This window comes from Candidatus Melainabacteria bacterium, from assembly GCA_003963305.1.
Classification (GTDB): Bacteria; Cyanobacteriota; Vampirovibrionia; order Obscuribacterales; family Obscuribacteraceae; genus PALSA-1081.
The window spans coordinates 100,212-124,481 of sequence record RXJR01000032.1 but is presented as its reverse complement, the minus strand read 5'-3'; the positions used below and the strand labels follow the sequence as shown (position 1 = coordinate 124,481).

Annotated in this window: 17 protein-coding genes; 8 read left to right on the top strand and 9 right to left on the bottom strand. The window is 50.2% G+C overall.

Annotated elements, in window-relative coordinates:
- Window positions 1-214: 214 nt before the first annotated feature.
- Together EKK48_28345 and EKK48_28340 are read right to left on the bottom strand one after the other, a co-directional pair.
- On the bottom strand, window positions 215-1,333 hold the full coding sequence (locus EKK48_28345) for a hypothetical protein (GenBank protein ID RTL35606.1): 1,119 nt from the start codon (window positions 1,331-1,333) through the stop codon (window positions 215-217).
- A gap of 210 nt (window positions 1,334-1,543) precedes the next feature.
- Window positions 1,544-2,230, bottom strand: coding sequence for a response regulator transcription factor (locus EKK48_28340; protein ID RTL35605.1), 687 nt, complete (start codon window positions 2,228-2,230; stop codon window positions 1,544-1,546).
- A 77-nt stretch (window positions 2,231-2,307) separates the two neighbouring features.
- Here EKK48_28340 and EKK48_28335 point away from each other — a divergent pair, with 77 nt between their 5' ends.
- The 5 genes from EKK48_28335 to EKK48_28315 all read left to right on the top strand — a co-directional run bounded on the left by EKK48_28335 (window position 2,308) and on the right by EKK48_28315 (window position 7,059).
- Window positions 2,308-3,603, top strand: coding sequence for a SpoIID/LytB domain-containing protein (locus tag EKK48_28335; protein ID RTL35604.1), 1,296 nt, complete (start codon window positions 2,308-2,310; stop codon window positions 3,601-3,603).
- On the top strand, window positions 3,479-4,417 hold the full coding sequence (locus EKK48_28330) for a tetratricopeptide repeat protein (protein ID RTL35603.1): 939 nt from the start codon (window positions 3,479-3,481) through the stop codon (window positions 4,415-4,417). Before EKK48_28335 ends, EKK48_28330 begins: the two co-directional genes overlap by 125 nt.
- Window positions 4,418-4,526: 109 nt before the next feature.
- Window positions 4,527-4,952 (top strand): hypothetical protein, encoded by a 426-nt coding sequence (locus EKK48_28325; protein ID RTL35602.1) that lies wholly within the window; start codon window positions 4,527-4,529, stop codon window positions 4,950-4,952.
- 292 nt (window positions 4,953-5,244) lie between these two features.
- Window positions 5,245-5,829 carry a TetR/AcrR family transcriptional regulator gene (locus tag EKK48_28320; GenBank protein ID RTL35601.1) on the top strand — a complete coding sequence of 195 codons (585 nt, stop codon included), beginning with the start codon at window positions 5,245-5,247 and terminating at the stop codon, window positions 5,827-5,829.
- Window positions 5,830-5,988: 159 nt separating this feature from the next.
- Entirely contained in the window at window positions 5,989-7,059 is a 1,071-nt protein-coding gene (locus tag EKK48_28315; protein ID RTL35600.1) for an aldo/keto reductase, read from the top strand.
- A 55-nt stretch (window positions 7,060-7,114) separates the two neighbouring features.
- Here EKK48_28315 and EKK48_28310 read toward each other — a convergent pair whose 3' ends face one another.
- The 7 genes from EKK48_28310 to EKK48_28280 all read right to left on the bottom strand — a co-directional run bounded on the left by EKK48_28310 (window position 7,115) and on the right by EKK48_28280 (window position 19,995).
- Window positions 7,115-7,768 carry a hypothetical protein gene (locus EKK48_28310; GenBank protein ID RTL35599.1) on the bottom strand — a complete coding sequence of 218 codons (654 nt, stop codon included), beginning with the start codon at window positions 7,766-7,768 and terminating at the stop codon, window positions 7,115-7,117.
- 406 nt (window positions 7,769-8,174) lie between these two features.
- Window positions 8,175-9,227: a tetratricopeptide repeat protein gene (locus tag EKK48_28305; GenBank protein ID RTL35598.1), complete on the bottom strand. Its 1,053-nt coding sequence runs from the start codon at window positions 9,225-9,227 to the stop codon at window positions 8,175-8,177.
- A gap of 315 nt (window positions 9,228-9,542) precedes the next feature.
- Entirely contained in the window at window positions 9,543-10,295 is a 753-nt protein-coding gene (locus tag EKK48_28300) for a hypothetical protein (protein RTL35597.1), read from the bottom strand.
- Entirely contained in the window at window positions 10,295-12,565 is a 2,271-nt protein-coding gene (locus EKK48_28295; protein ID RTL35596.1) for a DUF3160 domain-containing protein, read from the bottom strand. Before EKK48_28295 ends, EKK48_28300 begins: the two co-directional genes overlap by 1 nt.
- The gene (locus tag EKK48_28290; protein RTL35767.1) at window positions 12,566-14,167 is read right to left on the bottom strand and encodes a phosphoglycerate dehydrogenase; all 1,602 of its coding nucleotides are present in this window, start codon (window positions 14,165-14,167) and stop codon (window positions 12,566-12,568) included.
- 64 nt (window positions 14,168-14,231) lie between these two features.
- A complete protein-coding gene (locus EKK48_28285) occupies window positions 14,232-16,595 on the bottom strand; it encodes a penicillin acylase family protein (protein ID RTL35595.1) in 2,364 nt (787 codons plus the stop codon).
- A 67-nt stretch (window positions 16,596-16,662) separates the two neighbouring features.
- On the bottom strand, window positions 16,663-19,995 hold the full coding sequence (locus tag EKK48_28280) for a response regulator (GenBank protein ID RTL35594.1): 3,333 nt from the start codon (window positions 19,993-19,995) through the stop codon (window positions 16,663-16,665).
- 172 nt (window positions 19,996-20,167) lie between these two features.
- Here EKK48_28280 and EKK48_28275 point away from each other — a divergent pair, with 172 nt between their 5' ends.
- From EKK48_28275 to EKK48_28265, 3 genes are all read left to right on the top strand, one after another.
- A complete protein-coding gene (locus tag EKK48_28275; protein ID RTL35593.1) occupies window positions 20,168-21,493 on the top strand; it encodes a hypothetical protein in 1,326 nt (441 codons plus the stop codon).
- Between the two features lie 550 nt (window positions 21,494-22,043).
- On the top strand, window positions 22,044-22,343 hold the full coding sequence (locus EKK48_28270; protein ID RTL35592.1) for an XRE family transcriptional regulator: 300 nt from the start codon (window positions 22,044-22,046) through the stop codon (window positions 22,341-22,343).
- 77 nt (window positions 22,344-22,420) lie between these two features.
- Window positions 22,421-24,223 (top strand): hypothetical protein, encoded by a 1,803-nt coding sequence (locus EKK48_28265; protein RTL35591.1) that lies wholly within the window; start codon window positions 22,421-22,423, stop codon window positions 24,221-24,223.
- Window positions 24,224-24,270 lie beyond the last annotated feature (47 nt).

Here is a 24,270-nt window from a genome sequence, read left to right as displayed (position 1 = left end):
AATCGGCAAATGCGGCGGACCGATATCGGTTTACGAAAAATCGGCAAATGCGGCGGACCGATATCGGTTTACGAAAAATCGGCAAATGCGGCGGACTGATATCGGTTTACCAAAAGATCGGCAAATTGCAGCGGACCGATATCCGTTTGCAACGTTGGAAATTTAAAGCGATATCGGTTGGCTGAGGGACCGAAAAATTCGTGTCAGATAGGCGCTACTGTGCCAGTGGCGGCTGATGGGCGTAGGGCGGATAGACCGCGATGCGCATTTCCTGGTGCGGCTTTTGGTTTACTGCCTGCATCATGCTGGCTCGACCTGGCGCGCTGTGCGGTTTGCTTGCTCTTGGTGCAAAGTGCGAATAGTTTGAAGCGGGCGCAGGAGCCGCGAATCCATGCGAACGCATGTGGGTCTGGAAGCCGCCTGGGGGCAGGCTGCTTGCTTGTTGCGGTCCATGCCAGGAGCCGAAATAGGCTGGCGGCGCTTGTACTTTATTCTTGACGCGGCTGCGGATCAGCGATTTGAGTTGATCCTGAGGCAGCAGGCTGAGGGGGAATGGAGCTGGACCCGGTCCCTGTTCCGATTCGAGTTGATTTTGCAGTTGTGGCGGACGAATTATGTCGTTGCCTGAGCTCGAAGGCATTGGAGCCGGTGGCGTGGCTATTTCTTCGGGGCTCGGATAGCCGAGATCGGCTAGGCGTTCCTCAGAAGGAATGGCTGCTGGAGCTTGAGCCAGGAGTGCGCCGCCCTGACGAATCATGCGCTCGCCGGCTTTCGGCTGTCCAAGCCAATCGTTAGCACTGTTGCTGCTCGCGACTTGCGGCTGGAAAGACATTGGATGCGCGACGGGTTTGCGCATCTGTCGATTGACACGGACCTGCCCTGGAGTTGCGATGACCTGGTTGGGAGTGACACGCGGTGCCGCATAGCGATTGAGAGTAGCGGCGTCGTAGGTAGAGATCGATCGGTCATATGAGCGCGGCATCTCTGTCATAGATTGCATGCCGAATTCGCTGATCTGCCCGGATAGCGAGGCTTGTGGCGGAGCAGCCATGCGCGGAGTCTGAGCGAGCAGCTCAAGTTCCAGGTCGCGCTTGCTGGGCAATTTCCGGTTTGGTACAAAGGGGCGCAGTTTCACGCCATAGGCGGGTTTCATTTCCGCTGCTTGCGGTTTCATAGCAGATAGCACAATCTTGCTGCGTTGAGCTTTGACCGGTGCCGATGTCGTCGACAGGCTGGACTTCAGGAAATCAGCTGTTCCACTTTCTTCCGCTTGTGCCGCGCTCTGAGCTGCGAGAGGAAGACTTAGGCTGACCAAGATTGCCGAGAATTTCATCTATTGGGTGTTTCCGTCGTTGGGGGCGACATTAAGGGCGCCCAGCGAGACTGTGGGCGGCTCCGACATTTAGCTTTTCCGATCCAATGTCAAAAGTTTATTGGACCGAACCCGGCCTGTCACTGGGAAAACTACGCATCACATTGCCCGGAAAGCCTTGTGGGCCCTTGAGGGTGGGGGAATTCCCCTACTGGCAACCTGTGAGGTTTATCAGTCCCAGACGAGTCGATACCCGACGCCGCGAACGGTCAAAATATGTTTTGGCTGACTTGGATTTTCTTCTAATTTTTCACGCAAATATCTAATGTGTACATCGACTGTTCTGCTTTCGCCCAGAAAGTCTGATCCCCAGACCTGCGCAAAGAGCTGATCGCGCGTGAATACTCGATTTGGATGCTTCGCCATGGCTGCGAGCAACTCGAATTCTTTGAAAGTCAGGTCAATCTGCTGGTTGCCAACCTGCACTGTGCGGCTATCCATGTCGATTGCCAGATTTCCCAGTCGAATGCCCTTGGGCTGAGATGGCGCTGCCACTGGGCTTTCACGAAGATGAGCCTTGACGCGGGCGACCAACTCGCGGATGCGGACCGGTTTTGAGATGTAGTCGTTGGCGCCGAGTTCCAGACCTACAACTGTGTCGATCTCGGAAGTACGCGCTGTCAGCATGAGAATCGGAGTTTTTCTATCGCTTGCTCTGACGCGCCTGCAGACCTCGTAGCCGTCCAGACCCGGCATCATCAAGTCGAGAATAATCAGGTCGGGCTTTTCTGCTTCTACGAGCTGTATAGCCTTGTTTCCGTCGTGCGCAAGCATCGTCGCGAAACCCTCTTGATTCATTACATATTGAATCGAGTTAGCGATTTCGACTTCATCATCAACAATAAGCAACTTTTTCATTTTCACTGTGCGCGTTTTTCGCGCACCCTTCATAGTATTATCGACATTATGTTATCGACTGAGTGTAAGAGACCGCTTTGGCATTTCCCTTCCGTGACAGTTTAATCCAAAGCTTCAAGTCTCCGGCTTCCTGGCAACGGTCGGTTTTTCGAATTGCCGCCCTCCTCGGCATACTCTTATTTACTAACTATGTTCTGAAATTAGACGCGGAAGCTGCAAAAAGGGCTCCGGCAAATACCGGCTATGATTCCTTGAGCCAGGTGAACTTTCCACCCTACCCGCCGATGTTATACCCGGTACGTGTAGGAATTGGGAATAGAAAAGGGTCGACCCGCATCGCCGTCTGGGCTCCGGGAGCAGTCTTTGTCGACTTTACACCGATTTTTACTTTGCAGCCTGGACTGGTCTATCAGATAGCCAACGGGCGCATCACTGAATATGCAACAGGGCGAAGCTGTGCACTGCCAATGGATAAGCGCACCCGCATCGCTTCTCGTGATTACCAGATCTGGTGTGACAGTAAGTGGTATCGCGGTTCGCTCGAGATAATTCATTTCCGAAACTCGCTGACCGTGATTAATCTTCTCGACCTGGAAAATTATTTGATGGGCGTCGTGCCGTCTGAAATGCCTTCTAGCTGGCATCTGGAAGCGTTGAAGGCGCAGGCAGTGGCTGCGCGCAGCTATGCTTATGCTCACCTGGGTCCGAATTCAAAGTGGCTGAAAAGCGAAGGTTACGACGTTGTGCCTGATGTGCGCGACCAGGCGTACAAGGGACGGGCTGCAGAAGCTGCCAGTACCGACCGAGCTATTCGTGAAACGCAAGGCATTATCTTGAAAGACTCAGGAAGGGTGAAACCCGGCTTCTACAGAGCATGGGTGGGAGACGCCTATGAGAATCTCAATATTCGCAAGAAAGCAGTGCCAACTACGACGCTCGAGAAATTGACGGGAGTGCAGAATATCGTTGGTGTGACCGTCAAACAGTGGGATGCCAATGCAAATGCTCGTAGCATCCAGGTTATGGGCGCCAAGAAAACCGCTGACGTGTATGGGGTGGAATTAGCTCGACGCCTCGGTTTCGATACTGCTGGAATTATCGATGTCGTCGAATCTGGTCCGAACTGGGTCTTCACCTATCGCGGACCTGGAAACGGTTCCCGAGGGCTGAGCCAGCACGGCGCAGACATGCTGGCTGCCCGTGGATGGAATTTCGAACAGATTCTTCGTCAGTACTATCAGGATCCTGATGGACGTTTGCGCCTGGATTATATGGACGGATATAAAGCCGCTACGGCTTTCAGACAACGTTCGGCAGCTCCAGTGCGCGTTCAGCAACCAACTACAGAAATACCGCAGCCGCAAGAAGAATAAAGTGGAAGAAGAACAACGTATCAAAACTGACTTCATGGACCGTCAGGCCCGTGAAATTTCAACACCCCTGTTGCAGCAAGGTCCAATTCGGATCTTACTTGCCATTGTAGCGATTGGTGTCATATTTGGTGGCTACAACCTGGTTATGTTCTTCATGAACATGGGCAAGAATGCAGCTATCGGCAATGTTGCTGTTAACCTGAAAGACCCCGATCTGCAAGATGGCATTGCCAGAGTCGATGTGAATGTCTCGAATCTGAATCCGTTCTGGGTGGACAAAATCCAGTTCAAATACACGATTAGCGGACCCGATGGAAATGCAGCTGCAACTGGTGTTGTCGGCGTTCCAGATCAGGTTCCTGCTGGTGCTGCTCGAACCTTCCATCACGTTAAACTTGGACCATTGCAGGGCGAAGCTGCACGCATGAAAGCTGAGTTGGTCGATCTCAATCTTGGACCGAAACCCTCACTATCAGCTGGTCTAGAGAATCGATTTTCGGAAATAATGCTGCTCAAGGGACCAGAAGCAGTCGGCGCATTTACTGAGTTTGTTGGTCAGGCACCAAAATTTGCTCCGGGGTACATCGGTCTTGGTCGCGCTTACATGGCTGAAGGTGACGACAAAAAAGCGAAAGAAGCTTTCCAGAAAGCCGTTGAGATCGACCCCAAAGATGCTGATGCTCACTATCAATTAGGGCTGGCACTGCTCAACCAAAAAGACCGCGATGCTGCTGAAAAAGAGATCGGTGCTGCTTACGAATTGGCACCAAATGATCCCGACATTCAGCGAACCATTTCTGAAAATCGAAAGTAGTGCACTTATTCGTTTGACGAATATTTGACGAGGTGGACTGTATCCTGTTGGCAGGTAAGTTTTTACTTGCTTTTACTAGTGCTCAAAAATCTTTTCGAGGTACATGCCGATGGCATTTCATCCTGTCGAGGTTGATCGTTCGTTCGTCAAAGATCATGCTCAGCCGATTGCTCAAGCTGGTCTTGCAGCTAGTAGTCTTGCGGACGTGAGTGCAGCTCGCACGGCTATGTCGGGTGCTTCGATGCCGGCTGCTTTTGGCAATTTTTCAATTGCTTCGGATCGGTCGAACACAAATGGGGACGCTCCAGTGAGGATGGCACAAGCGAGTGGAGAATCAAGGTTCGTTATCTCGTCGCCAGGCGGAGCCGGTTCTGACTGCGGTAACGTTGCTCCCGGACCAAATGGGACTGTTATAGTGAAGCCCGGTCCGAACGGATGTGACGTTGGAAATGTCACCTATAGAAAAGGTCCTGACGGCAAAACTGTGCTTGAAGTACCTGCTCCAGATTCTGGAACACCCCGCATGGAATACTAGGATTCACAGATCCAGTCGACGCTGGGTAAGTAAAGCAGCTACTGTTTGTTAGTTGACTGCATAGACTGTTGCTGTTCTTTTCGTTGAGCGTGGAGCGATTTGAGCCTACTTCAATCTGAATCTATCTTGCGCACTGCATATGGTGCGGAGATCTTGATCGACCTGGTTCTTTGATGTCGAAAACATTTGCAATTCTTGTGAGGATTGTGCAGGTTCGCAGATCACACCATTGGACATTGCCTGTTGTTATGATTAAAATGTCGAGTTAGCAGTCCTCAGCAAGCGGCTCCAGATGGTGCTCCAGAAAACAAGTCCACCCAAAGACAAGCGTGAATCAATCATCGAAGCGATGCTTGACCTGGTTGTCGAGCGTGGGTTCCACGATGCCCCGATGTCTCTACTGGCTAAGCGCGCCGGCGCCAGTGCCGGAGTGATTTATCACTACTTTGCCAGCAAAGATGAGGTGCTTCAGGCTGTCTATGAACATGTCAAATCAATGAAATTGCAGTTTATGCTGGAGGGGCAAAAGTTCGACGTACCCTTCAAGCAAGCCTACATTCAAACTTATATCAACGCCTATAACTTTTATCGCACCCATCAACGGGAAACTAAATTTCTCGATTTGTACGAAAGCTCCACTTACTGTACGCCCTCGAAAGCCGGCGAGCAGTCCGAAATGCGGCCTGAACTGGTTGCTTTTATGAAGGCATTTCGCCCCAGAAGCGAGGGCGGTGTACTGAAAGATTTACCCATATCCGCCATCCACGAATTCTCTTTTGGAACAGCTCGACAGTTGGCCAAAAAAGACGTCAATATTTCATCTGAAGACGTCATAAAGGTCGCGCATGCTTCATGGTCTGCTATTTCGGACGATTAATCCAAATCTTTTTTTGGGGTACTAGAATGAACATTCGGTCTATGGTTGAATGTATGCATTCTCGGTGAAGACCACTCAGGATTTTTTATTCATTCCGCCACCATATCTGATGCTCTGCATCAGACCTCTTCTGTGCGGATTCAACAAGAAGGTTTAAAAATGCAGTACAAAACTCTAGGAAATACTGGTTTACTCGTCTCAACGCTTTGTTTTGGTGCCATGACTTTTCATGGTGGCAATGGCCCGTTCAAAATGATTGGTGGTTCGGATCAGGCTGAAGCCGACGATCTCATCAAAGCCTGCATTGATGCCGGCGTCAACTTTTTCGATACTGCAGACGTCTATTCCGAAGGCGGTAGCGAAGAAATTCTTGGTCAATCTTTTCGCAATCTGGGCATTCAGCGGAAAGATGTTGTTATTGCAACAAAGTGCTACGGAAGAATGGGACCTGGTCGCAATGACGTAGGTGCGTCGAGAAAGCACATCCTCGATGCGGTTGATGCGAGTCTTCATCGTCTTCAAACCGACTACATCGATCTCTACCAGATTCATGGCACAGACACCGTGACTCCGATTGATGAGACTCTTCGTGCTCTCGATGCTCTCGTTAATTCGGGCAAAGTTCGCTACATCGGGGTCTCAAACTGGCAGGCCTGGCGCATTGCCAAAGCCCTGGGAATTTCCGAATACAAAAATCTTGCTCGTATAGACAGTTTGCAAGCTTATTATTCCATCGCCGGTCGAGAACTTGAGCGTGAGATTGTGCCCCTCCTCGAGCATGAGAAGACCGCTTTATTGGTCTGGAGCCCGCTAGCAGGTGGTTTACTGTCAGGAAAGTTCAGTCGAGAAAATCAGAAACCTGCAAACTCACGCCGATCTGAATTCGATTTCCCGCTCGTTGATAAAGAGCGTGCCTGGAGAATTCTGGATGTGATCGCACCTATTGCAAAAGCACATAACTGCAGTGCCGCAAAAGTTTCCCTTGCATGGTTGCTTGCGAAACCCGTTGTCACTTCGATTATTATCGGTGCGCGGAACGCACAACAATTGCAGGATAATCTCGGCGCAGTCGATATAAAGTTGAGCGAAGACGAGATGAAGCTGCTTGATGCGGTTAGCGAGTTACCGCCGGAATATCCAGGTTGGATGATTCCGTTTCAATCGATGGATCGTCTTGAACCGATTCCTGACCGGTGGCAGAAGATGTCCGAGATGGTTGCTCAGAAGTAAGTCTGCTTTCAGCGCCAAAGGCGATGGGCAGGTATTTCTCCTGCCCATCGTTCCGTTACTTCAGGTTGCATGTCGGTGGGTCGAGAGATAAGGGCACAAGTTGTTGATTGTAGATAACATTTACAGTGGAGCAAACGGTCCCTTGTCCGTTAACCTTATCTGTTGCGTTGTAAATGAAAGACAGTTTGGTGATGGTGTCTTTTGGCGAAAGCTTTGATTTTTTCCCAACCAGGTCGCTGCCGTCAATGTCGAGCCTGTATAAGTCTCCAGCGTTCCCCGTACTTATATTTGGCAGGTTGGGATTACTGTCGGCGCCGACGGTGAAATTTTGCACTTTGTTTGGTTGCCCGGCTACAGCGACTCGAAGTGTAATTTCATAAGTTGAAGCGTCTCGAGGCGGCACGAAGTCGACAAGTAGAGCCTGAAGTCTTTGTATTGTTGTGCCTGCGATGCCATTGAGATAGAAACCGGCATAAGAATTTGGTCCGAACGAGGTCAGTTGGGCGCGCCCCCTCCTCTGAGTGCCGATAAATTCTGCTTTGCCCCCGTTGCAAGCGCCTAAGGTTTGAATGACATCAGCAGAAGCGGCACTGCTCATTGTCATGCAAAGTGGAACAGCCAGCATCAACGACAAGAATACGGTGCGGAACGGCAACGACATGAATTTGCTTCCGGAATCCAATTTTGTCGTGAAAGATTTCGCTTTCATGGGCACCTCCAAACTAATTTGATGTCGCCATTGAGCCACACCGGTAGTGGTGTGATGTTAGCACATTGTTTTTGGCGTTCATCGCTCTAAGTACAACATTCCTCATTTATGCGCACCAATAACGCTTCATCACTGCACGTGAAGTCTGCGTTCTTTTGGTCTCGCATAGTCAAAGAGTCTTACTCTGTCTGGAAGTTGGGGCAAAAATCTCTAGTTCCAGAGGAGGGAACTGCATAAGTTTCATCATTTTGTTATATTCGTTTTGAAATTTATAATTGTGGCACTGTATATGGTGCATCGTTAAGTACTTGAAAAAGTAGTGCTGCCATTCATCTCCATTCGGACAGAAGGCGGCACCGGCAGCGGTGCGGGTGTTGGCTGTTTGGTCGCAGCAAATCCGTCTCTTCTATTGAGCTGGAATTCGATAGTTGGTCACGGTGACAGAGAAATCTTGGGGTGGTGACTTTTGATGATTCTGTGCCGGTGCATAAAGTTGGTGAATCTTGCGTGTCAGCGATTGCACTGTGTTAGTGTGTTTGCCATACGCATTTTCGTAAATGGATAACACTCGCATGTACATTGGCTCGCCTTCGTCTTTGCGATTCATCTGAGTGTAGAGATCGCCAAGCTTGAGAAGGCAACTAGCAACGCTCAGCCCGTCCGGTCCATGAATGCCCTCGAGAATGGTCAGTTGGCGAGTCAGTACAAATGCCGCTAAATCGAGTCTGTTTTGTGCCTGATAGACATTTGCCAGGTCTTGCAGCGTACTGCTAACTTCCACGCCGTACGCACCGAAATTTATTTCTTCAATGGTCAGGGCGCGCAGGTAAATGCTTTCAGCAGCGGGATATGCGCCCTGGCGAACATAGCACTCCGCCAGTCTTTTGAGCGTGAACGAAATCACTAAATCGTCAGAGCGCAAAGCTTCTTCCTGCAACTTGAGCAGATAGCGATATATCGACTCGGCTTTCAGTGGCGCGTTGCCGTTTTCGTAAATGCTTGCCAGTTGGTCGATTGTGCGAACAAGCAAAGAGTCGTTTGGCGCCAGATTGCGTGCGCGAAATTCGACCAGACGCCGCACCAGCGGTTCTGCCTGTGAATACTTGCCGCGATTGCAATAAAACCATGCCAGTTCTTCAAGGCTACGTTCGAGGCTTCCGTCGACAGCCCCGAGCGATTGCTCACTCACCTGCAAGGCTTGAATAAAGAGCTTTTCTGCTTCTTCTCCGCGTCCCTGTTCGAGATACTGCATCGCCAGCTTTGAGATGCCGGTGCTCTCAGAGGGCAGTTCCTCGCCTTTGTAGAAGTTGTCTTGTTCCCACTTAGTGATCGGTCCGTCGGGCTGAAACGCCATCCGGTCCATCTGGACGCGAGCAGGCCCAGGTACTTTCGTTCGCTGCGTGATTTCGCCATCGAACGCAGGACTTATTTTCATGGCTCGGCCAGGAATCGTGTTCATCGGTAGTAAAGTCCTGTACGAAATCCGGTCGGACGCGTCGAAAGCGCGCACGAACGTCTGACTGCCTTGGAGTTCTATAGTGTATGAGAAAGTCGTGTGTGACAAGTGGTGTAATTCCCACTGGTGACGCGAAACCCTGTCAAATTCTCATTCTCGAAGTTCGAAGTTCGTTGTAATAAAACAAAATTACCTTCCGGTAAGCTTGAGGTTACGTCCTATAAAGCATTGGCGCCATGCAAACCCCTAAGCAAAAAGGTGCAAACCCCTAAGCCGAAATTATCCAAGATGGTGCGCGCAGCCCGATCGCTATCCAAATTAGTTGTCTTTGGATATTTCCTTGAGTTGACGCAAAAGTCTTTTGCGAATTTCGTTCATGCCGGAAGCTTCGTCTTTGAGCGCTTGCGCGGTTCTTGTGATTGCCGTTTTGTCGTAGTTCGGATTACCCTTCGCGTCGGAAGTGCTTGGATTGGTGAGCGCAGTCAGCCGCGCATATTGTTCGTCGACCTGTTGCATATTGTCTTGCAAGATTTCGATTGTCACTTTTATGCTGCTATCTATTGACGCGGCACCGCCCAGGGCGTTGACCTCATTGGTCAATATCCGCAGCAGCTGAGTAATCTGATTCTGGTCGTAGTCAATCCACTTCTTTCGAGCCGGAAGGGGTTTCAAGGCGCCCGGAAACGGTGGTGGCATTACATTCATCAGCCCTGGTTCTCCCGTCATCCACGGGTCCATGACCAAATTGTCTATTGCATCTGCGTTGTACGAACGATTGCATTCCGACTGCAGGTTTTGAGCGGCGTGGGACACCTTTTTGATAGTGTCGAACAAGTCCCGAAGCTGTTCCTCAATGGCTTTTGGATCTGCAGTCGGCTTAGACGCCGACGCGGCTGATTGTGCCGCCGCTCCGACCGGTTGTGTAGATGGGGCGACCGGTTGAGGGGCTGCTGCGACCGGTTGAGTGGATGCCACTGCCGAGTTCGGCAGCCCATCTTCACACCAGACCGGAGTCTGTGTTGAAAAGCAAACACCAAGACTGCATAGAGTTGAAAGCACTTTGCCGCGCATTAGTTTCCTCCAATTGCTGGTTGATCCTGAATTACTTCGAATTGTTCGGCCCAGTTGGGCGGCGATAAAAATCCAAATTCCATTTTTCTTTCTAAATGCTCCGGTTTTATAGGACCGCCGGGCAACTCGTGATAGCTGTACATGGCGCCTCTTGCTACGGTCAGCGAGCGACCGCTCTGGAATATGATGAACAGCATCGCAGGATGCCCCAGCGCCAACGTGGCACCGGATGCAGTGCTCCCTCTGGGTTCATTTTCATTGACGTTTCCAGTATCAAGAAATAGGCTTCCAGCTGTCGGCGGTGAGAACTTTTCCAGAGCCAGATCAATTTGCCCCAGAAAGGTTGCGTCCGCCGGTGAGGGGCTCAATCCGTTGATTTCACGCGTTGCGATTGTTTCCAGCCTTTCCAGTAATTGAGTCAGATCCTGGATGCGTTGTTGATATTTTTTTGCACTATAACCGAGTCCGCTCATCTGGATATTCAGTCGTTGTAGTTCCGTTCTCATATTACGAAAGGCTTCCGGTGCGGGCTCCACATAATGCTTAAGCGGTGGAGTGCCAACAGCATTTGCGACTGCACCTGCACCTGTACGGAGGGCTGCACCTGCAGCTGCATGTGGGGCTGGACCTGCACCTGCACGCGGGACTGAACCTGGTAATGCGCCAGCACCAGCGCTATTTGACTGCGCCTCTGGAGCAGCATTTACGCCCATACTATCTTCGTCATTTTTTTGTGGCACGGCCGGCTCCAGCGCAATCTGATTATCCAGCCAGGCGCCGAAGCCACTTTCAAGTTTTCGAGTCATCCAGAAATTTGTTTTCAAAACGCCCTGCACGGCTTCAACCGGCATCTTAAAGTATGAGCCGAGGACTTGCCAGACAACGTCGCGGGTCGCCTGCTTTTTTACTGATTGCATCAAATCTGGTATCACATTAACCAGTGTCGGATCCAGTTTCCATATCATTTCGCCGAGCACATTTGTGGCTTGTGTAATACCGTGTGCGTGCATAACCAGCAGTGCAAGAGGTGGTGCCGGCACCTCTCCTCCCTGGACGAAGTTGTGTCCGCGCTGCTTTAACCAGGGCAACTCTGCTACTTCTATGATCGGAAAAAGTCTAAAGGCTGCTTGCGTGGCTCTTTCAGGGTGACTCGATTCGATGTCGAAAATAGATGTGGATGAGATTTGCATCGGTCGTTGTCGTCTCACCGAGAGCAGCAATTTGGTTCGGTAGAAAGGCTCAGCCAGACCCTGTAGAGACATTCTTGAATCGCCGCCGGTTGATTTGAAAACTTCCCGATAGTCTGTCGGCGTCAGTGTTTTAATTTCGGTTGTGATTGGAGCACCAAGTTGCGCCATCATCGTATTGATTCGTTGCCAGACCTGCAACCCCGCTTGTTCTCCAGCCATACTCTTGTCGAGGGCCCGAAAGAGCAGGGCGGAGCGCCTGAATGAATCTCCACCGCCGTCTGCAGCTGATCCTTCAGAGAGGGGAAATCCGACACGCGATAGCCACTGTTTTGCCCGGAAGAAATTTTGCAGTCTGCGAGAACTGTCGTACCAGCCGTATGGCTTATAAGCTGAGAAGTCTTCCTCGACACCAAAGATTGCAGATTTTCTGTTTTGATACGAGAGAATGTTGTGCAATTCGCGATCGGCCATGGCTGTCGCTCCTGCCATCGTTGGTGATGGTAAGCCCGGATCCAACAGTCGTAGCCCGACGCTCAAAAATGCCAGATTCTTTTCCAGGTCCGCTCGAACGTCTGCATCATCTGCTTCCTTGTAGTCAGCCGACGTTGCCTTCAACATACCCGCCAGCAAAGCTCTCAATTCAGGCAGAAGATGTTCTTCTATCATGTTTGCCAGCATGCCGTTTCGCATGGCAAGGAATGAGTGCATGAGCGCGTCCACTGTGACGAAATTGCTTTTCTTCTTCAGCCGATTGGCGCGGTACAGTTCAGCTATGGTGTTGTATTTGGTGTTGTCTACGACAATGAAGAGGTTTGCACCTAGTGTTGTCGTGTTTTTTTCGCTCAGACCGCCCACGGTCATATTCTGCAGATCGACCGGGTTGGGATAGGCATAGGGGATTTCCGTGTGCGGAAACAAGTCTTCCAAATTTAACTCTTTTTTGTGCAGAGGCACCTGCGGCTTCTCTTTAGGAGGAAGCCGCATTGGTTGAGTATCAATTATCGGCGACTGTGCCAACGCAACAGTCGGAAGACTGACCGCCAGAGTTAGAAGCCACGCTATGGCACGTTTCGGCGACATCTAGGAAGGAAGATGTGAAGCCGGCAGCAGCGACACAAACTTTGCCATGTGGATTCCATCGATGTTTGTGAGATCTTTTACGAGTTCTGGTTTGATTGGGTCGTCTAAAGTCATTACCATTACCGAATTTTCCCGAACGCCTTTGCGTCCTACACTCATTGTAGAGATGTTGACGTCAAATTTCCCGAGAGCACCCGCAACCTTCGCTACCATGCCTGGTTGATCCTTGTGCGCGGTGAAGAGCATATAGCGCTGAGGCGTCAGGTTGATTGGATGGTCGTTGATGTATGTAATGATCGGTTCGTCATGCGGCAGCACTGTTCCAGATAGCGAAGAGACGCCTTTGTCGGTTGAAATCATGATCGAAAGCTCTTCTCTGAACTGACCTGATTGTTCGCCCTTGCTCTCCCGCACGTGGATACCGTTGTTTTTCGCGATCAGTTCGGCGTTGACATAGGTAACGCTTTCCATTCTGCGCAGAAGCATGCCGCGAAGTGCCGCTACCGCCAGTGGTTTGGTGTCTTTCTGGGCCAGCCCGCCGTATGCAATTACTTCGATTTCTTTGACTGTGCCTTCGCTCAACTCGCCTGCAATGGAGCCCATCGCTTCGGCCAACCAGACGTATTTGCCCAGGCTCTTGAGCACTTCCGGACGCATGAACGGCAAATTGACTGGGCTTCTTGCCAGACCTGTGGTGAGGTAATCTCGCATCTGCTCCGCCAGATCGATGGCCACATTGAACTGTGCTTCAACGGTCGATGCGCCCAGGTGCGGAGTCAGAACTACCTTATCGCCAAGTTCCAGAAGCGGAGAGTCTTTGGGTGGTTCGTTCTCGAAAACGTCGAGGGCAGCGCCTGCAACGCGTCCTTCTTTGATAGCTTTGGCCAGTGCGGCTTCATCGATGATGCCGCCACGTGAGCAGTTGATGATGCGCACGCCTGGTTTGACTCGCTGCAGAACGGCACCACTGATCAAGCCGGTCGTTTCGCGTGTTTTTGGAGTATGGATGGTGATAAAATCAGCACGCTTCCATATTTCTTCCAGTGATACGCTCTGAATATTCAATTGAGCTGCGCGTTCGGGGCTGAAGAAAGGATCGAAAACGATGACTTTCATGCCCATTGCCTGGCAGGCTTGAGCGACACGTCCGCCCACTTTGCCAAGCCCAATCACACCGAGAGTTTTGTTGAAGAGCTCGCAGCCAATGTATTTGTTGCGTTCCCATTTACCGGCTTTGAGAGATTGGTCTGCAGCAGGCACGCAGCGCGCCAGCGACATCATGATTGCCACAGTGTGCTCTGCAGCGCTGGCCGTGTTGCCTTCAGGTGAGTTGATGACGAGCACACCAGCTTCGGTGGCGGCGAGGATATCGATATTGTCTACACCCACTCCGGCGCGACCAATAACTTTCAGCTTCGTGCCGCGTTTGATTACTTCAGCAGTGACTTTGGTGCGGCTGCGAACCAATATTGCATCGTACTCGCCTATTTGCTCCAGCAGCTCTTCCGGAGTGATTTTAGGATCGTAGTTGACAGTCAGAGCCTGTTCCAAAAGGTCGATGCCTTCGGAGCTGATTTCGTCTGCCACCATTACTTTCTGCATTTTGGTTCCTTTTATTTCGGTGTTAACTTCACTCAGCTTGTTTTCTGTTTTAACCACGGCATCCTCATTCATTGTTCAAAATTAGTTTGTGTTCTTGTTGTTTATCGAGTTGGGCATTGGAGAAGGCTACTGGGAGCGGTTTCCCCTCTAACCAGGGTTTGAGTTGGTCTGCTCTATTCGAGGATAGAATGTGACCGGATTGTCCTAAAGGAATTGATTCGAAAAATTGGTCGGGGTCTGCCATGTCGATGAGCAAACGCACGGTTGGACCAGAGTCGCATTTGAATAGCCAGGGCTCTGCCTGGAAGTCGACATTGCAAGCATTGACTGTATCTGCGTCTCCACCCACTCCAACTGCTGCAATTTCGAGAAACGTGCCGATTGCCGAGTGCAACCAGGGTGATACATCTGCCAGGTGCGAATCAAAGTTTATCTTGTGGAACTTCTGCCATTGCCATTGTTTCTGGTCTTCTGATTTTGAGGCAACAGTGAGGTTCTTAATCGCCGCACCAAATGTGGTGAGGACAAAAGTTTCGTATGTGCGCTCTTCAGGCGGTAACCATTCTTTAGGTTTTTGACTGAGTACTTGCTCGACAAACACAGACCAGCGTGGATAGCGCCTCATGTATTCCAGAGTCATCTCCGTGCCCAGCTTCGGTTCCAGTATGCGTTTGGCAAAGGTGATGATGAATGATTCGTAGATGCTGGCAGCGACGCTGTTCGGTGTCATCTGTCCGTCCCACTGGTCAAGCGCAGTGATGGCAGAAAGCTGTAATTTGTCGATGCTTTCGGTGCGAGTGCTGGCTTGTTTTACTTCTTTCTTCACCAGTGCGGAAAGATGGGCCAGCTGGTCGCATTGCAGATAAGCCATGTCAGGCAGACCGACTTTCTGGTTGCTCTTTTTCAGTGACTCAAGAGCGCTTTCGACGCGCATAGCGCGAAATGGATTGTTGAAATTGTACCCATTGAAAAGTGCGGGCGAGTCGGCAACAACGTAATTTGCCGCCGGTTTGAATCCTGAAGGCAGGCTGGCAAACGCTGCTCTTCCGCGCCATTCAGAGTTGGCTTGCCAGCCCGGCATGAGCTGGTTGCCGTTGTTAACGACTCTGACTGGTATGTTCCCTGCGCACTGGTAGCCTATATTGCCCAGTCTATCGACGAACAAAAAGGTTTGCGCCGAACCTGCATAATGCGATAAGGCGGCGTTGAAATCTTGCCATGACTTGGCTTGATTAATAGCCCAGATCGAATCGAAGACTGGCGTAGTGCCTGAGTCAGCACCAGACCAGGCGAGAGCGACACCCGTCGTCTCTGTCTTGGAAAGGATGGGTCCATGTTTGGTGACCAGCACTTTGTGAAGCAGGGGTTTGCCGAATCGCACAGGAATCGCTTCCGTCAGCTCGACGACGTTCTCCCAGCCTGTCGGGCTGTGATACTTACCGGGAAATTGAGGGGCAAACTGCTCCAGAAATAGGTCTTGAGTGTCGGCCTTGAGAGCCACGCTGCTCCAACCTATGTCTGCATTGCGCCCGATCAGAATTCCTGGCACACCAGGTATGGTGGCACCGGCCAGGTGCATTTCTCCTGATGCCAGTGAACAAATAAACCATTCATCAGGCGAAGTGAAGCCTGAGTGTTTGTCGCAGGCGAGCAACGCCCCTTTACTGTCAGAGAATGGTGCGGCAACCGCCCATGAGTTGCTGCCCCAGGCAGATTGGGGAGCCCGTGGAAAGTTGCTCAATTCGCTGATTGTTCCGCGAATGTTTTCTGCGGGGTTAAGGTTTTGTCCGATCAAGTCCTTTTGGAATGTTTGACTGAACAAAGTGCCGGCCTGCTGATCGCCGATTTTATCCAGCACTCGCTGCTTTAAGTCGTCCAGACGCCATGATTCTTCCAGCGTGTATTGATTGTATTTCAGGATAGCTATCGAATCAGTCGGATTCCATTTGCTCGGTTCACTGCCTAGAAGCAAGAATTCAGGGCTGATCTTGCCTTGATTGGCTGACAGATATGCATTAACGCCGTCACAGTAGGCCTGGATATCTGCACGAGTTTTTCGAGACGTTTTCTTCCACTCTTCTTTAGCGATACGATTGAATCCGATTGTGCGGTTCAACTTGTCTTCGGCCAGTGAAGACGGTCCCAGCAGCCCTGATAACTCACCAAGAGCGGTGCGGCGCAGAATATCCATTTGGAACATTCTTTGCGACGCAGTTATGTATCCTTGCGTAAAAAATATGTCGTGCGCGGAGGATGCTTCGATGTACGGAATGCCGCGATCGTCGTATTTGACCATAGCTGAACGCACAAGCTGCGGTGCTGCGACGATTCCGTCCATGACCGGCAAAGACCGTTGTGCAAGCCACCAACCAAAAGTCGGAACTCCCAACAGAGTCAGCAAAAGAACAAGCGCTAATATTCTGAGCACGAAATCCACATTGGGTCGAGCAGTCTATCGCTGCCAATAAATTATATGCTGCAATGCCTGTCTGCTTTTATTCCAACAAGCGCTTGATGAAATTCGTTACCGTCGCAAAACTGCCATCTATGTGCTCGCAAATCACCTCTGCTTGTTCCCAAGAGGATTGCTTGGCAGCTTGTTCAAGCTTCTGGCTGAGCTTTTCCAGCTCTTCGATTGTCATGACTGCGCACAGCCCTTTAAGTTGGTGAGCTTCGGTGGCTAAATCTTTATCATTCCGATCGCATATATGTTGATTGATTGATTTGATCAGTTTTTCACCTTCGGCTAAAAATGAGCGCAGCAGCTCAGGCAGCCCCTGTTCACCGTAGAGCGATGTGAGTTTGACAACGTTTAGAGGTGCGTCAGTTTCAGCCGGCTCTGGGGCGAAGTTCATCGTTTCCGGGGCGGGCGGTGCATTCTTTCCCAGCCAGCGTTCGAGTACTGCAATTAGTTGCTGTTTTCCAACTGGTTTGCTCATATAGTCGTCCATGCCGGCAGCGATGCAATTTTCGCGGTCGCCACGCATGGCGCTGGCTGTCATGGCTATGATTGGAATATGCTTGCCAGTAGATTTTTCTATTTCGCGAACGGCGCGAGTAGCTTCGAATCCGTCCATCTCAGGCATCTGGCAGTCCATCAAAATGAGCGAATAGTCGCCTGTCTTTATCGCTTCGACTACTTCTACTCCCGAGCTGACCGGCACAGCGACGATGCCCATCTTCTTTAGCTGTCTCACGCCCAGTTCTTGCATAACGGGATTGTCTTCGGCCAGCAAGATAGGCTTCGTGCAGGCAGGATGCAGCCCTGCTACCACAGGCGTCGTGTCCGCTGACACTGATTTTGTGAGGAGAAAGGCGGCTTCTGAAGCTGATTTTTGAGGCATCGACAGGGTTCGTCCTGACCCGTTAGACCCTTTCGATCCGTTCCCGTTTTGACTGGAGTTTGGCTCGAAGTACCCAGCCTCGTTGCTTCGGCAAAGCGAACGTATCGTTTCAATCAGCTGCGTTTGCCGTATCGGCTTAGTGAGACATGCTGAAACCCCCATAGCAAGAGCTTTATTGACTTTATCTCTCTCATCGAATGAGGTCAGGAAAATTATCTTCGCAGTCGCTAGCGTCGGAGTTTCCAGAATCTGACTGGCCAGGTCGAATCCATCCACATCTTCGTTTGCCAGATTGATAATGACAATGTTGAATGGCTCTGTGTCCTGGAAAGCCTGATTGAGGCAGTCGATAGTGGCGTTTTTGGTGCTTGCAAATGTGACGGAGACTTTGGCTGCGGAGAAATAATTCTCTAAAATTACTCGACTTGCCTGCGCTTGATCGACGATAAGTACTCGTGCGCTTCTTAAATCGCCTGGCGGGATCGAATCGTCTTGATCGTACGTAAATGGTACTGTGAACCAGAAAGTCGAACCTTCTCCCTCACGGCTTTCAACACCGATTTCACCCCCCATTAACTCGACCAGATTTTTGCAGATCGACAGTCCCAGTCCGGTGCCGCCATATCTTCTCGTGGTCGAGCCGTCTGCTTGCACGAAAGGGTGAAATAAAAGTCGGCGCGCCTCTTCTGAAACACCGATGCCAGTGTCGATGACTTCTATACGCAGCCAGATCTGTCCGTTGTTGTCAGTGTTGATGCGCACCGCACGCAGTGTCACTTCGCCCCGCTCCGTGAATTTGATCGCATTGCTGGTCAGATTCAAAAGGATCTGGCGCAGCCTGACGGGGTCGCCGGAAAGGGTTTTGGGTATCTGAGGATCTATTTCAGTGACCAGCTCCAGCCCTTTTCGCCTGGCTGTTGAAGAAAGTAGCTCTGCGCAACTTTCGAGAATTGAATGCACTTCGAATTCTATGTTTTCGAGTTCAACTTTTCCTGCTTCTATTTTCGAGAAATCAAGGATGTCGTTAATGATTGTCAGCAGCGATTCTGCTGACTCTCTAACGATTTTGGCAAACTGCTTTTGTTCGTCCGAAAGGGCAGTGTCTAAGAGCAAATCAGACATGCCAATCACGGCACTGATAGGTGTGCGCACCTCGTGACTGATGTTGGCCACAAATTCGGATTTCAATCTTGATGCTTGCAGAGCCTGATCGTATGCCACTTCCAGCTTATGTGTGAGCAGCTCCAGTTCGCGATTGACAGCAGCGAGAATTCCTACTCGCTGTGCTAAATCTTGATTGAGGTGTTTGATTTTGTCTTGTGCCGTTTTTAAATCAGAGATGTCCATCATCATGCCGTTCCAGACGACGTCTCCGTTGCTTTGAATGGTTGGCGTCGATGAAGCCTGCACCCACCTCAGTTTTCCAGATGGCGTGACCATTCGACCTTCCCACTTGAAGATGTCCATAGTATCCATCGATTCTTGAATCGCTTGCGCCAGTAAGGGGCGGTCTTCTTCGTGGATGATGTCGAACGCAAGCTCAGGATTGGCCTGCAATTCATCGGGTCCGTATTCAGTCATGCCGCGACAGCTTTCACTCATATAAGGAAAAGATCGCCGACCATCTGCGTGAATCTTAAACTGATAGATAAGACCCGGCATATGGCGCGTCACAGTGTCCAGTCGTGCTTCTGTCTCTTTTAACGACAGTTCGGCCACTGCACGCGCCAGATTCAGCTCGTCGTGTTTGAGTTTGTTGTCAGTGACATCGATGACGAAGCAGATGATGCCGACAACCTTGCCGTTATCGTCGAAACAAGGAATCTTGTCTGTCTGTACCCAGATTTTTTCACCGCCTCTGGCCACAACCTGCTCCAGGATGCCGATACGGGGCTTGCCTGAATTTATGACGCTGAGGTCGTCCTGGTAATACTGGTCGGCTTCATCAGGGTAAAGCTCCCAACACGATTTGCCGTTCAGATCTTCTGGTTTAACGCCCGAAGCTGCAGCCGCTGCTTTGTTGACCAGAATGATGCGATTTTCCGTATCTTTGTACCAGACCATAGCTGGTACCGAGTCCAGAATCATCTGCGTATCGTCTTGATGTTGCAAAGCCGACGCTGCATTTAGTGAAACGCCAAACATGCGCGGCGGTTTCCCGGTTTCCTGAACGATGTTGACAATTTCGCGCAGCCAGAGAAAACTCCCGTCTTTTTTGCGGCGGCGCACAACTCGATCGTAAAAAGTGGCGCCTTCCTGAAAATCTTTGTTCAGCCTGGCTTTGTCGTCTTTGTGCAGCGTATCGTCCCACAAAGATTGGCTCTGAATGCACTCCTCGCATGTATAGCCGAGAAGCGGGTAGACGGTGTTGTTGATTTGCGTCAGAGAACGAGTCTGCATGTCCATTTTCCAGACAATCGTGCTCAAAGAATTAAGAAATTCTTTGTTGGAATTGTTGGACTGGTCAGCTTTTTGCTGTTGCATTGACTTGGAAAGGTCTGAAACTTGTAAACCCTAACTAGATCATAGCTCAGGACTCGCAAGCCGCTTGAAAGTTTCCAGGTCTGAAAGCAGATTTTTTGAGGCGTTCTGAGTTGGAATTCATCGAATTTACAGAAGTTGATTCAATTTCGAGAAGACCTTTGTTCATGCGTGTATGCTTGATCCGATGCGAATTTCTCGGCAACTCCTGATAATTGTATTTGTCTATTTTTTGATCCGGCTACCCTGGCTCTTTTCTGTGCCTATGGCTGAAGCCCCGGACGAGTTTTCGCACTACTGGGTTTTGCGCTTTGTGGCTGAACACATGCGGCTTCCTTCCGCCCCAGAAGTCGCTGCAGGAGGACCATCTGGCGTTTATGGTTCTTTGCCTCAGCTTGGTTACGTGCCTCACGTGCTCGTATGCAAGATTGCTCCGATCGGCGATTTGTCTCTGGTCGGACGCTTTGGCAGCATTCTGGCTGGATTGGTCACGGTCGTTGCTGCATATTTTATCGGTGCGGAAATTTTCGAAGCAGGAATTCTGGCTCTTTCTTTGCCGTTGATTTTGTTGTTTCATCCACAACTTGTGTTCGTCAATTCCTACTCCAATTCAGACAGTACTACCTGCGCTCTCACTGCAGTCATCCTCTACATTTGCGTACGCGTGTTGAAGCGCGGTGTGACGATGCGGCAGACTATCTTGCTAGCATTTCTGCTTGGTTGGACCGTTTTGACCAAGTATTCCGGCATAGCAATCTTGCCTGCTGCGCTTTTGGCCTTGCTCTGTGCATTTTTTGTTCATCAGATTTCCCTGGCGCGAATAATTCAGTATTTGAGCCTTTTCGCGGGTACGTTTGCTATTACTTGCGGATGGTGGTTCGCGCACTCGATGCAAGAGTTTCATGGCGACGTTTTGGGCACCAGGACCATGCGTGAAACGTGGGCTCGCACTTACAACCGCCCTCTGGAATTTCACTTACCCGTCTCGCACGTGATCAAGGATAAAATCTTCTGGAGCACTGTGCACGACAGCTATTGGGGCGTATTTGGCTACATGACGCGTTTTTTGCCGGGGCAGGTGTACTACAGCTACCTGGGATATCTTATTGCTGCCATCGCAGGCGGTGTCAAGTTGATAATCGAAAAGCTCAGTACTCTCAAGAGGGATTCTTCTGATTTGCTCGTACATCGTCAAAAACTTGCTACGCCCGCAATCTGGCTGACTTTTGCCCTCTGCTGCTTCATCAATATTGCCGCCATGGTGGTGGGTGCTTCGATGAATCTTGGAGGCGCTCAAGGCCGCTATCTCTTGCCGTCGGAAGTAGCTCTGATAGCCTTGATTGTCGGAGGTCTATCCAGACTGGGAAAATTTGGGAAGTGCGCCGTAATTTCACTGGTTGTGTTCAACGCAGCAGTCTGCATTGGTGCCTTCTTTATGCTGATGAATACTAAATTGCCTGCTTCCACTCAAGGCTACGGTTTCACTACCAGGTTGTATTGAAAGTGCGCCATTCTCAAGTACGAGTACGTGACGAGCCGACTCGCGGCTGCGATGAGGTTTGATTGAAGAAGCTGAAAATTAGTTTGGCGACAACCAGGCAGTTGCTCCAACCAGAGCTCAGCAGTTGAGTCTTTGTGTCTCTCCTGTCCGTTCCCCTTTTGTTGAGTAACATCACCGCATAGCGGAAATGGGCGAAATGCTTACTGTGTCAGGTGAACGCTGATTTGCATGTCAAGTTTGGTTCGGTGGATGTCATTTGTGGATTATGTTCCACATTTAATTGTCTTAAGAGCCGCATTATAAGCCGTGCTCGCACTGTACGTCGTCATGTCGGTCGGCGAGCGTTTTTTCTCCACTGGCGTGCATTTGCTGTAGGGAGTGCGATCTTAATGTTGCTCATAATCGTCATCATTTCAGCGCAGATCAGTCAGTTTCGTAGTTAGCATTAAGTCGAAAATGTTCGCAATCTCATTGGTCGGAGGTACAATGAGATAAGACCTCCGTCTTTTAATGTAGACGCTTTTATTACATCGGTGATCCTCTGGTGGAAATGCTCGAGCGAATGGGATTAATTATTGCTGCCAAGCGGGCAGAGATGTGTATCGGTCAAAAGGAACTGGCAGACCGTGCAGGCATCCACCGGACCTATATCAGCGATATTGAACGTGGTCGCCGCAACGTCACAATTGGCACTCTCAATAAAATTGCAGAGGTGCTGGGTATGACAGTCGGTCAGTTGCTTCTCACAGCGGAAAGAGCGCATGCTGAAGAACAGACGAAAGACGGCAAGGTTATTGCTGAGCTCGCCGTTCCCGAGTTAAAAGCCGAAAGCGATAAGAGAATTTCATAACTTCAGCTTCCAGGTATCTTGAAGGTTACCTGGTGTACTAAACTTGTCGCCTGCGAAGTCATCAGTTTGGGCAGGTTGTGACAGGCGGAGTTTATCGGGCGTCGTGGTTCGGTTTGGCATACCTTGGTCTGCCTGCTCTGTCGCTGGTTTTGTTCGTTGTCTTCGCGGCTTGTGGAGTTGCCACCTCTCCATTAATCTTTCCCCTGACCGTTCTAGTCGTCTGCTCAAGCCTCTGTTATCGAGCCTATAAGCAGACGCGGTCTGTAAAAATCGCGCTCTGTGACGCGCTTGTATTTGGGCTGAGCATTCTGGTATTGCTTGCGCTGTCAGCATTTGTTCTAGACAACTCCTGGGACGGTCAGGCTTATCATCAGGAAACTGTGCTCAAGGTGGCGCAAGGGTGGAATCCGATCCGTAATCTGAGAGATCCGTTCGCTCCAGCGATGGCGCCCTGGTTCAATGCAAAGGCTCACGAGTTTGTCGCTGTTACTATGTTTGCGGTGACTGGACTGATCGAGACAGGAAAAGCGACGAACTTCTTTCTTCTATTAGCGAGTATTTTTCTATCGTTCGACTTTTTCAGGCGTTTGATTGGCACCTCGAAGGCTGCCAGTTTCTGTGCGATTTCTGCTGCTTTCAATCCTGTTGTTCTCGTTCAATTGTCGACCTTCTACGTTGATGGGTGCGTGGCTTCCGGCTATCTCTGTCTTCTTTCGTCTTTAGGTCTCTGGTTTTTGAATGACAATCAGATCATTGCCACAATTGGCATCGTTTGCTCTGTTTGTTTGCTTGCCAATTTAAAGCTCAGTGCAGTTTGGATTTTGCTTGTCACTTTTATCAGCATGACTGCATTTTCTTTTTTCTATCAACGAGATTCAAGGAAATTTCTGAAACTGCTTGCGATCTGGAGTTTGTCGGCAACCATCTCGCTGGTCGTGGGAATTAATCCATACGCCATAAACTTATGGCATCTGGTTAGGCACCCGGCCCAGTATTTGAGAGAGAGTGAACAGTCTGTAAGAGAAATCGGACTATTTGCGCCTGTGAAGTTCCTTGACACTTATACCAATCACGTGACAAGAATCGGCGTCAGCATCCTGGCCAAGACCAATAATTGCAACGAGTTCGCTTCCGGTCCCAAATTTGAACAGATGTATCCTTATAAGTTGTATGAGCAGCATGCTAATTTGCATTCATTCAATTTCGATATCAAGCGTATTGAGTTTCCTGCCCCATTTTTTTTCGACCGCGATGATCTGACCATCTTTCAGGATTGCGATGTACGCCTGGGCGGTTTTGGTCCCTGGTTCGGAGAGGTGCTTATTGCCGCCCTGTTTCTGGTTGCAGTTGCCCTTGCGCTAATACGCCCGCAACTGAAAAGTCACGCCTCATTAGCTTTGTATTTTGCTGCTGTTATTGCTGCTTCGACGATTGTCATTGCTCATGCCTGGTGGGCTCGGTATGCGTCAATTTTCTGGCTGTTCCCGAATTGGTTGCTGTTGGCCTGTTATGTCATGAGTGAAAGCAAGAGGGCAATCAGGTTGTGCACTTGCGTTCTCTACGGTCTGCTTCTGTGCGATTCCTTGATAGTTGCTATACCGAATTGGTCGGCAAACTATCAAAATACTCTAGTCTTTCGCGAGCAAATTTCACTGGCAAAAGAAAAATGCCGGCAAGAGCATACATGCATCGATATTTACGTTCCGTCGTTCACTGTGTTCCATTCTTCAATCGAAGAAAGGTACAGAGAGGCCGGAGTGCCCTGCAGGCAGGTTGATTCGCAGCCTCGACCGAGCGATTTTTGCTATCGCGTCACTGATATGCCGTTCTTTTCATATGCGGCAACAACGCCAGTTCCTGACAAAAAACCGCAGGAATAAGTTTCTGCAGTCAATTGGAGCAGCGTCGAGCTCCATCTGCATAAAAA

What these genes read in the sequence shown, in the direction of transcription:
- EKK48_28275 (RTL35593.1), top strand. Translation starts at nt 20,168, where the DNA reads ATGCTTGATCCGATGCGAATTTCTCGGCAACTCCTGATAATTGTATTT.
- EKK48_28310 (RTL35599.1), bottom strand. Translation starts at nt 7,768, where the DNA reads ATGAAAGCGAAATCTTTCACGACAAAATTGGATTCCGGAAGCAAATTC.
- EKK48_28280 (RTL35594.1), bottom strand. Translation starts at nt 19,995, where the DNA reads ATGCAACAGCAAAAAGCTGACCAGTCCAACAATTCCAACAAAGAATTT.
- EKK48_28345 (RTL35606.1), bottom strand. Translation starts at nt 1,333, where the DNA reads ATGAAATTCTCGGCAATCTTGGTCAGCCTAAGTCTTCCTCTCGCAGCT.
- EKK48_28315 (RTL35600.1), top strand. Translation starts at nt 5,989, where the DNA reads ATGCAGTACAAAACTCTAGGAAATACTGGTTTACTCGTCTCAACGCTT.
- EKK48_28340 (RTL35605.1), bottom strand. Translation starts at nt 2,230, where the DNA reads ATGAAAAAGTTGCTTATTGTTGATGATGAAGTCGAAATCGCTAACTCG.
- EKK48_28320 (RTL35601.1), top strand. Translation starts at nt 5,245, where the DNA reads ATGGTGCTCCAGAAAACAAGTCCACCCAAAGACAAGCGTGAATCAATC.
- EKK48_28325 (RTL35602.1), top strand. Translation starts at nt 4,527, where the DNA reads ATGGCATTTCATCCTGTCGAGGTTGATCGTTCGTTCGTCAAAGATCAT.
- EKK48_28305 (RTL35598.1), bottom strand. Translation starts at nt 9,227, where the DNA reads ATGAACACGATTCCTGGCCGAGCCATGAAAATAAGTCCTGCGTTCGAT.
- EKK48_28300 (RTL35597.1), bottom strand. Translation starts at nt 10,295, where the DNA reads ATGCGCGGCAAAGTGCTTTCAACTCTATGCAGTCTTGGTGTTTGCTTT.
- EKK48_28270 (RTL35592.1), top strand. Translation starts at nt 22,044, where the DNA reads ATGCTCGAGCGAATGGGATTAATTATTGCTGCCAAGCGGGCAGAGATG.
- EKK48_28290 (RTL35767.1), bottom strand. Translation starts at nt 14,167, where the DNA reads ATGCAGAAAGTAATGGTGGCAGACGAAATCAGCTCCGAAGGCATCGAC.
- EKK48_28330 (RTL35603.1), top strand. Translation starts at nt 3,479, where the DNA reads ATGGACGTTTGCGCCTGGATTATATGGACGGATATAAAGCCGCTACGG.
- EKK48_28295 (RTL35596.1), bottom strand. Translation starts at nt 12,565, where the DNA reads ATGTCGCCGAAACGTGCCATAGCGTGGCTTCTAACTCTGGCGGTCAGT.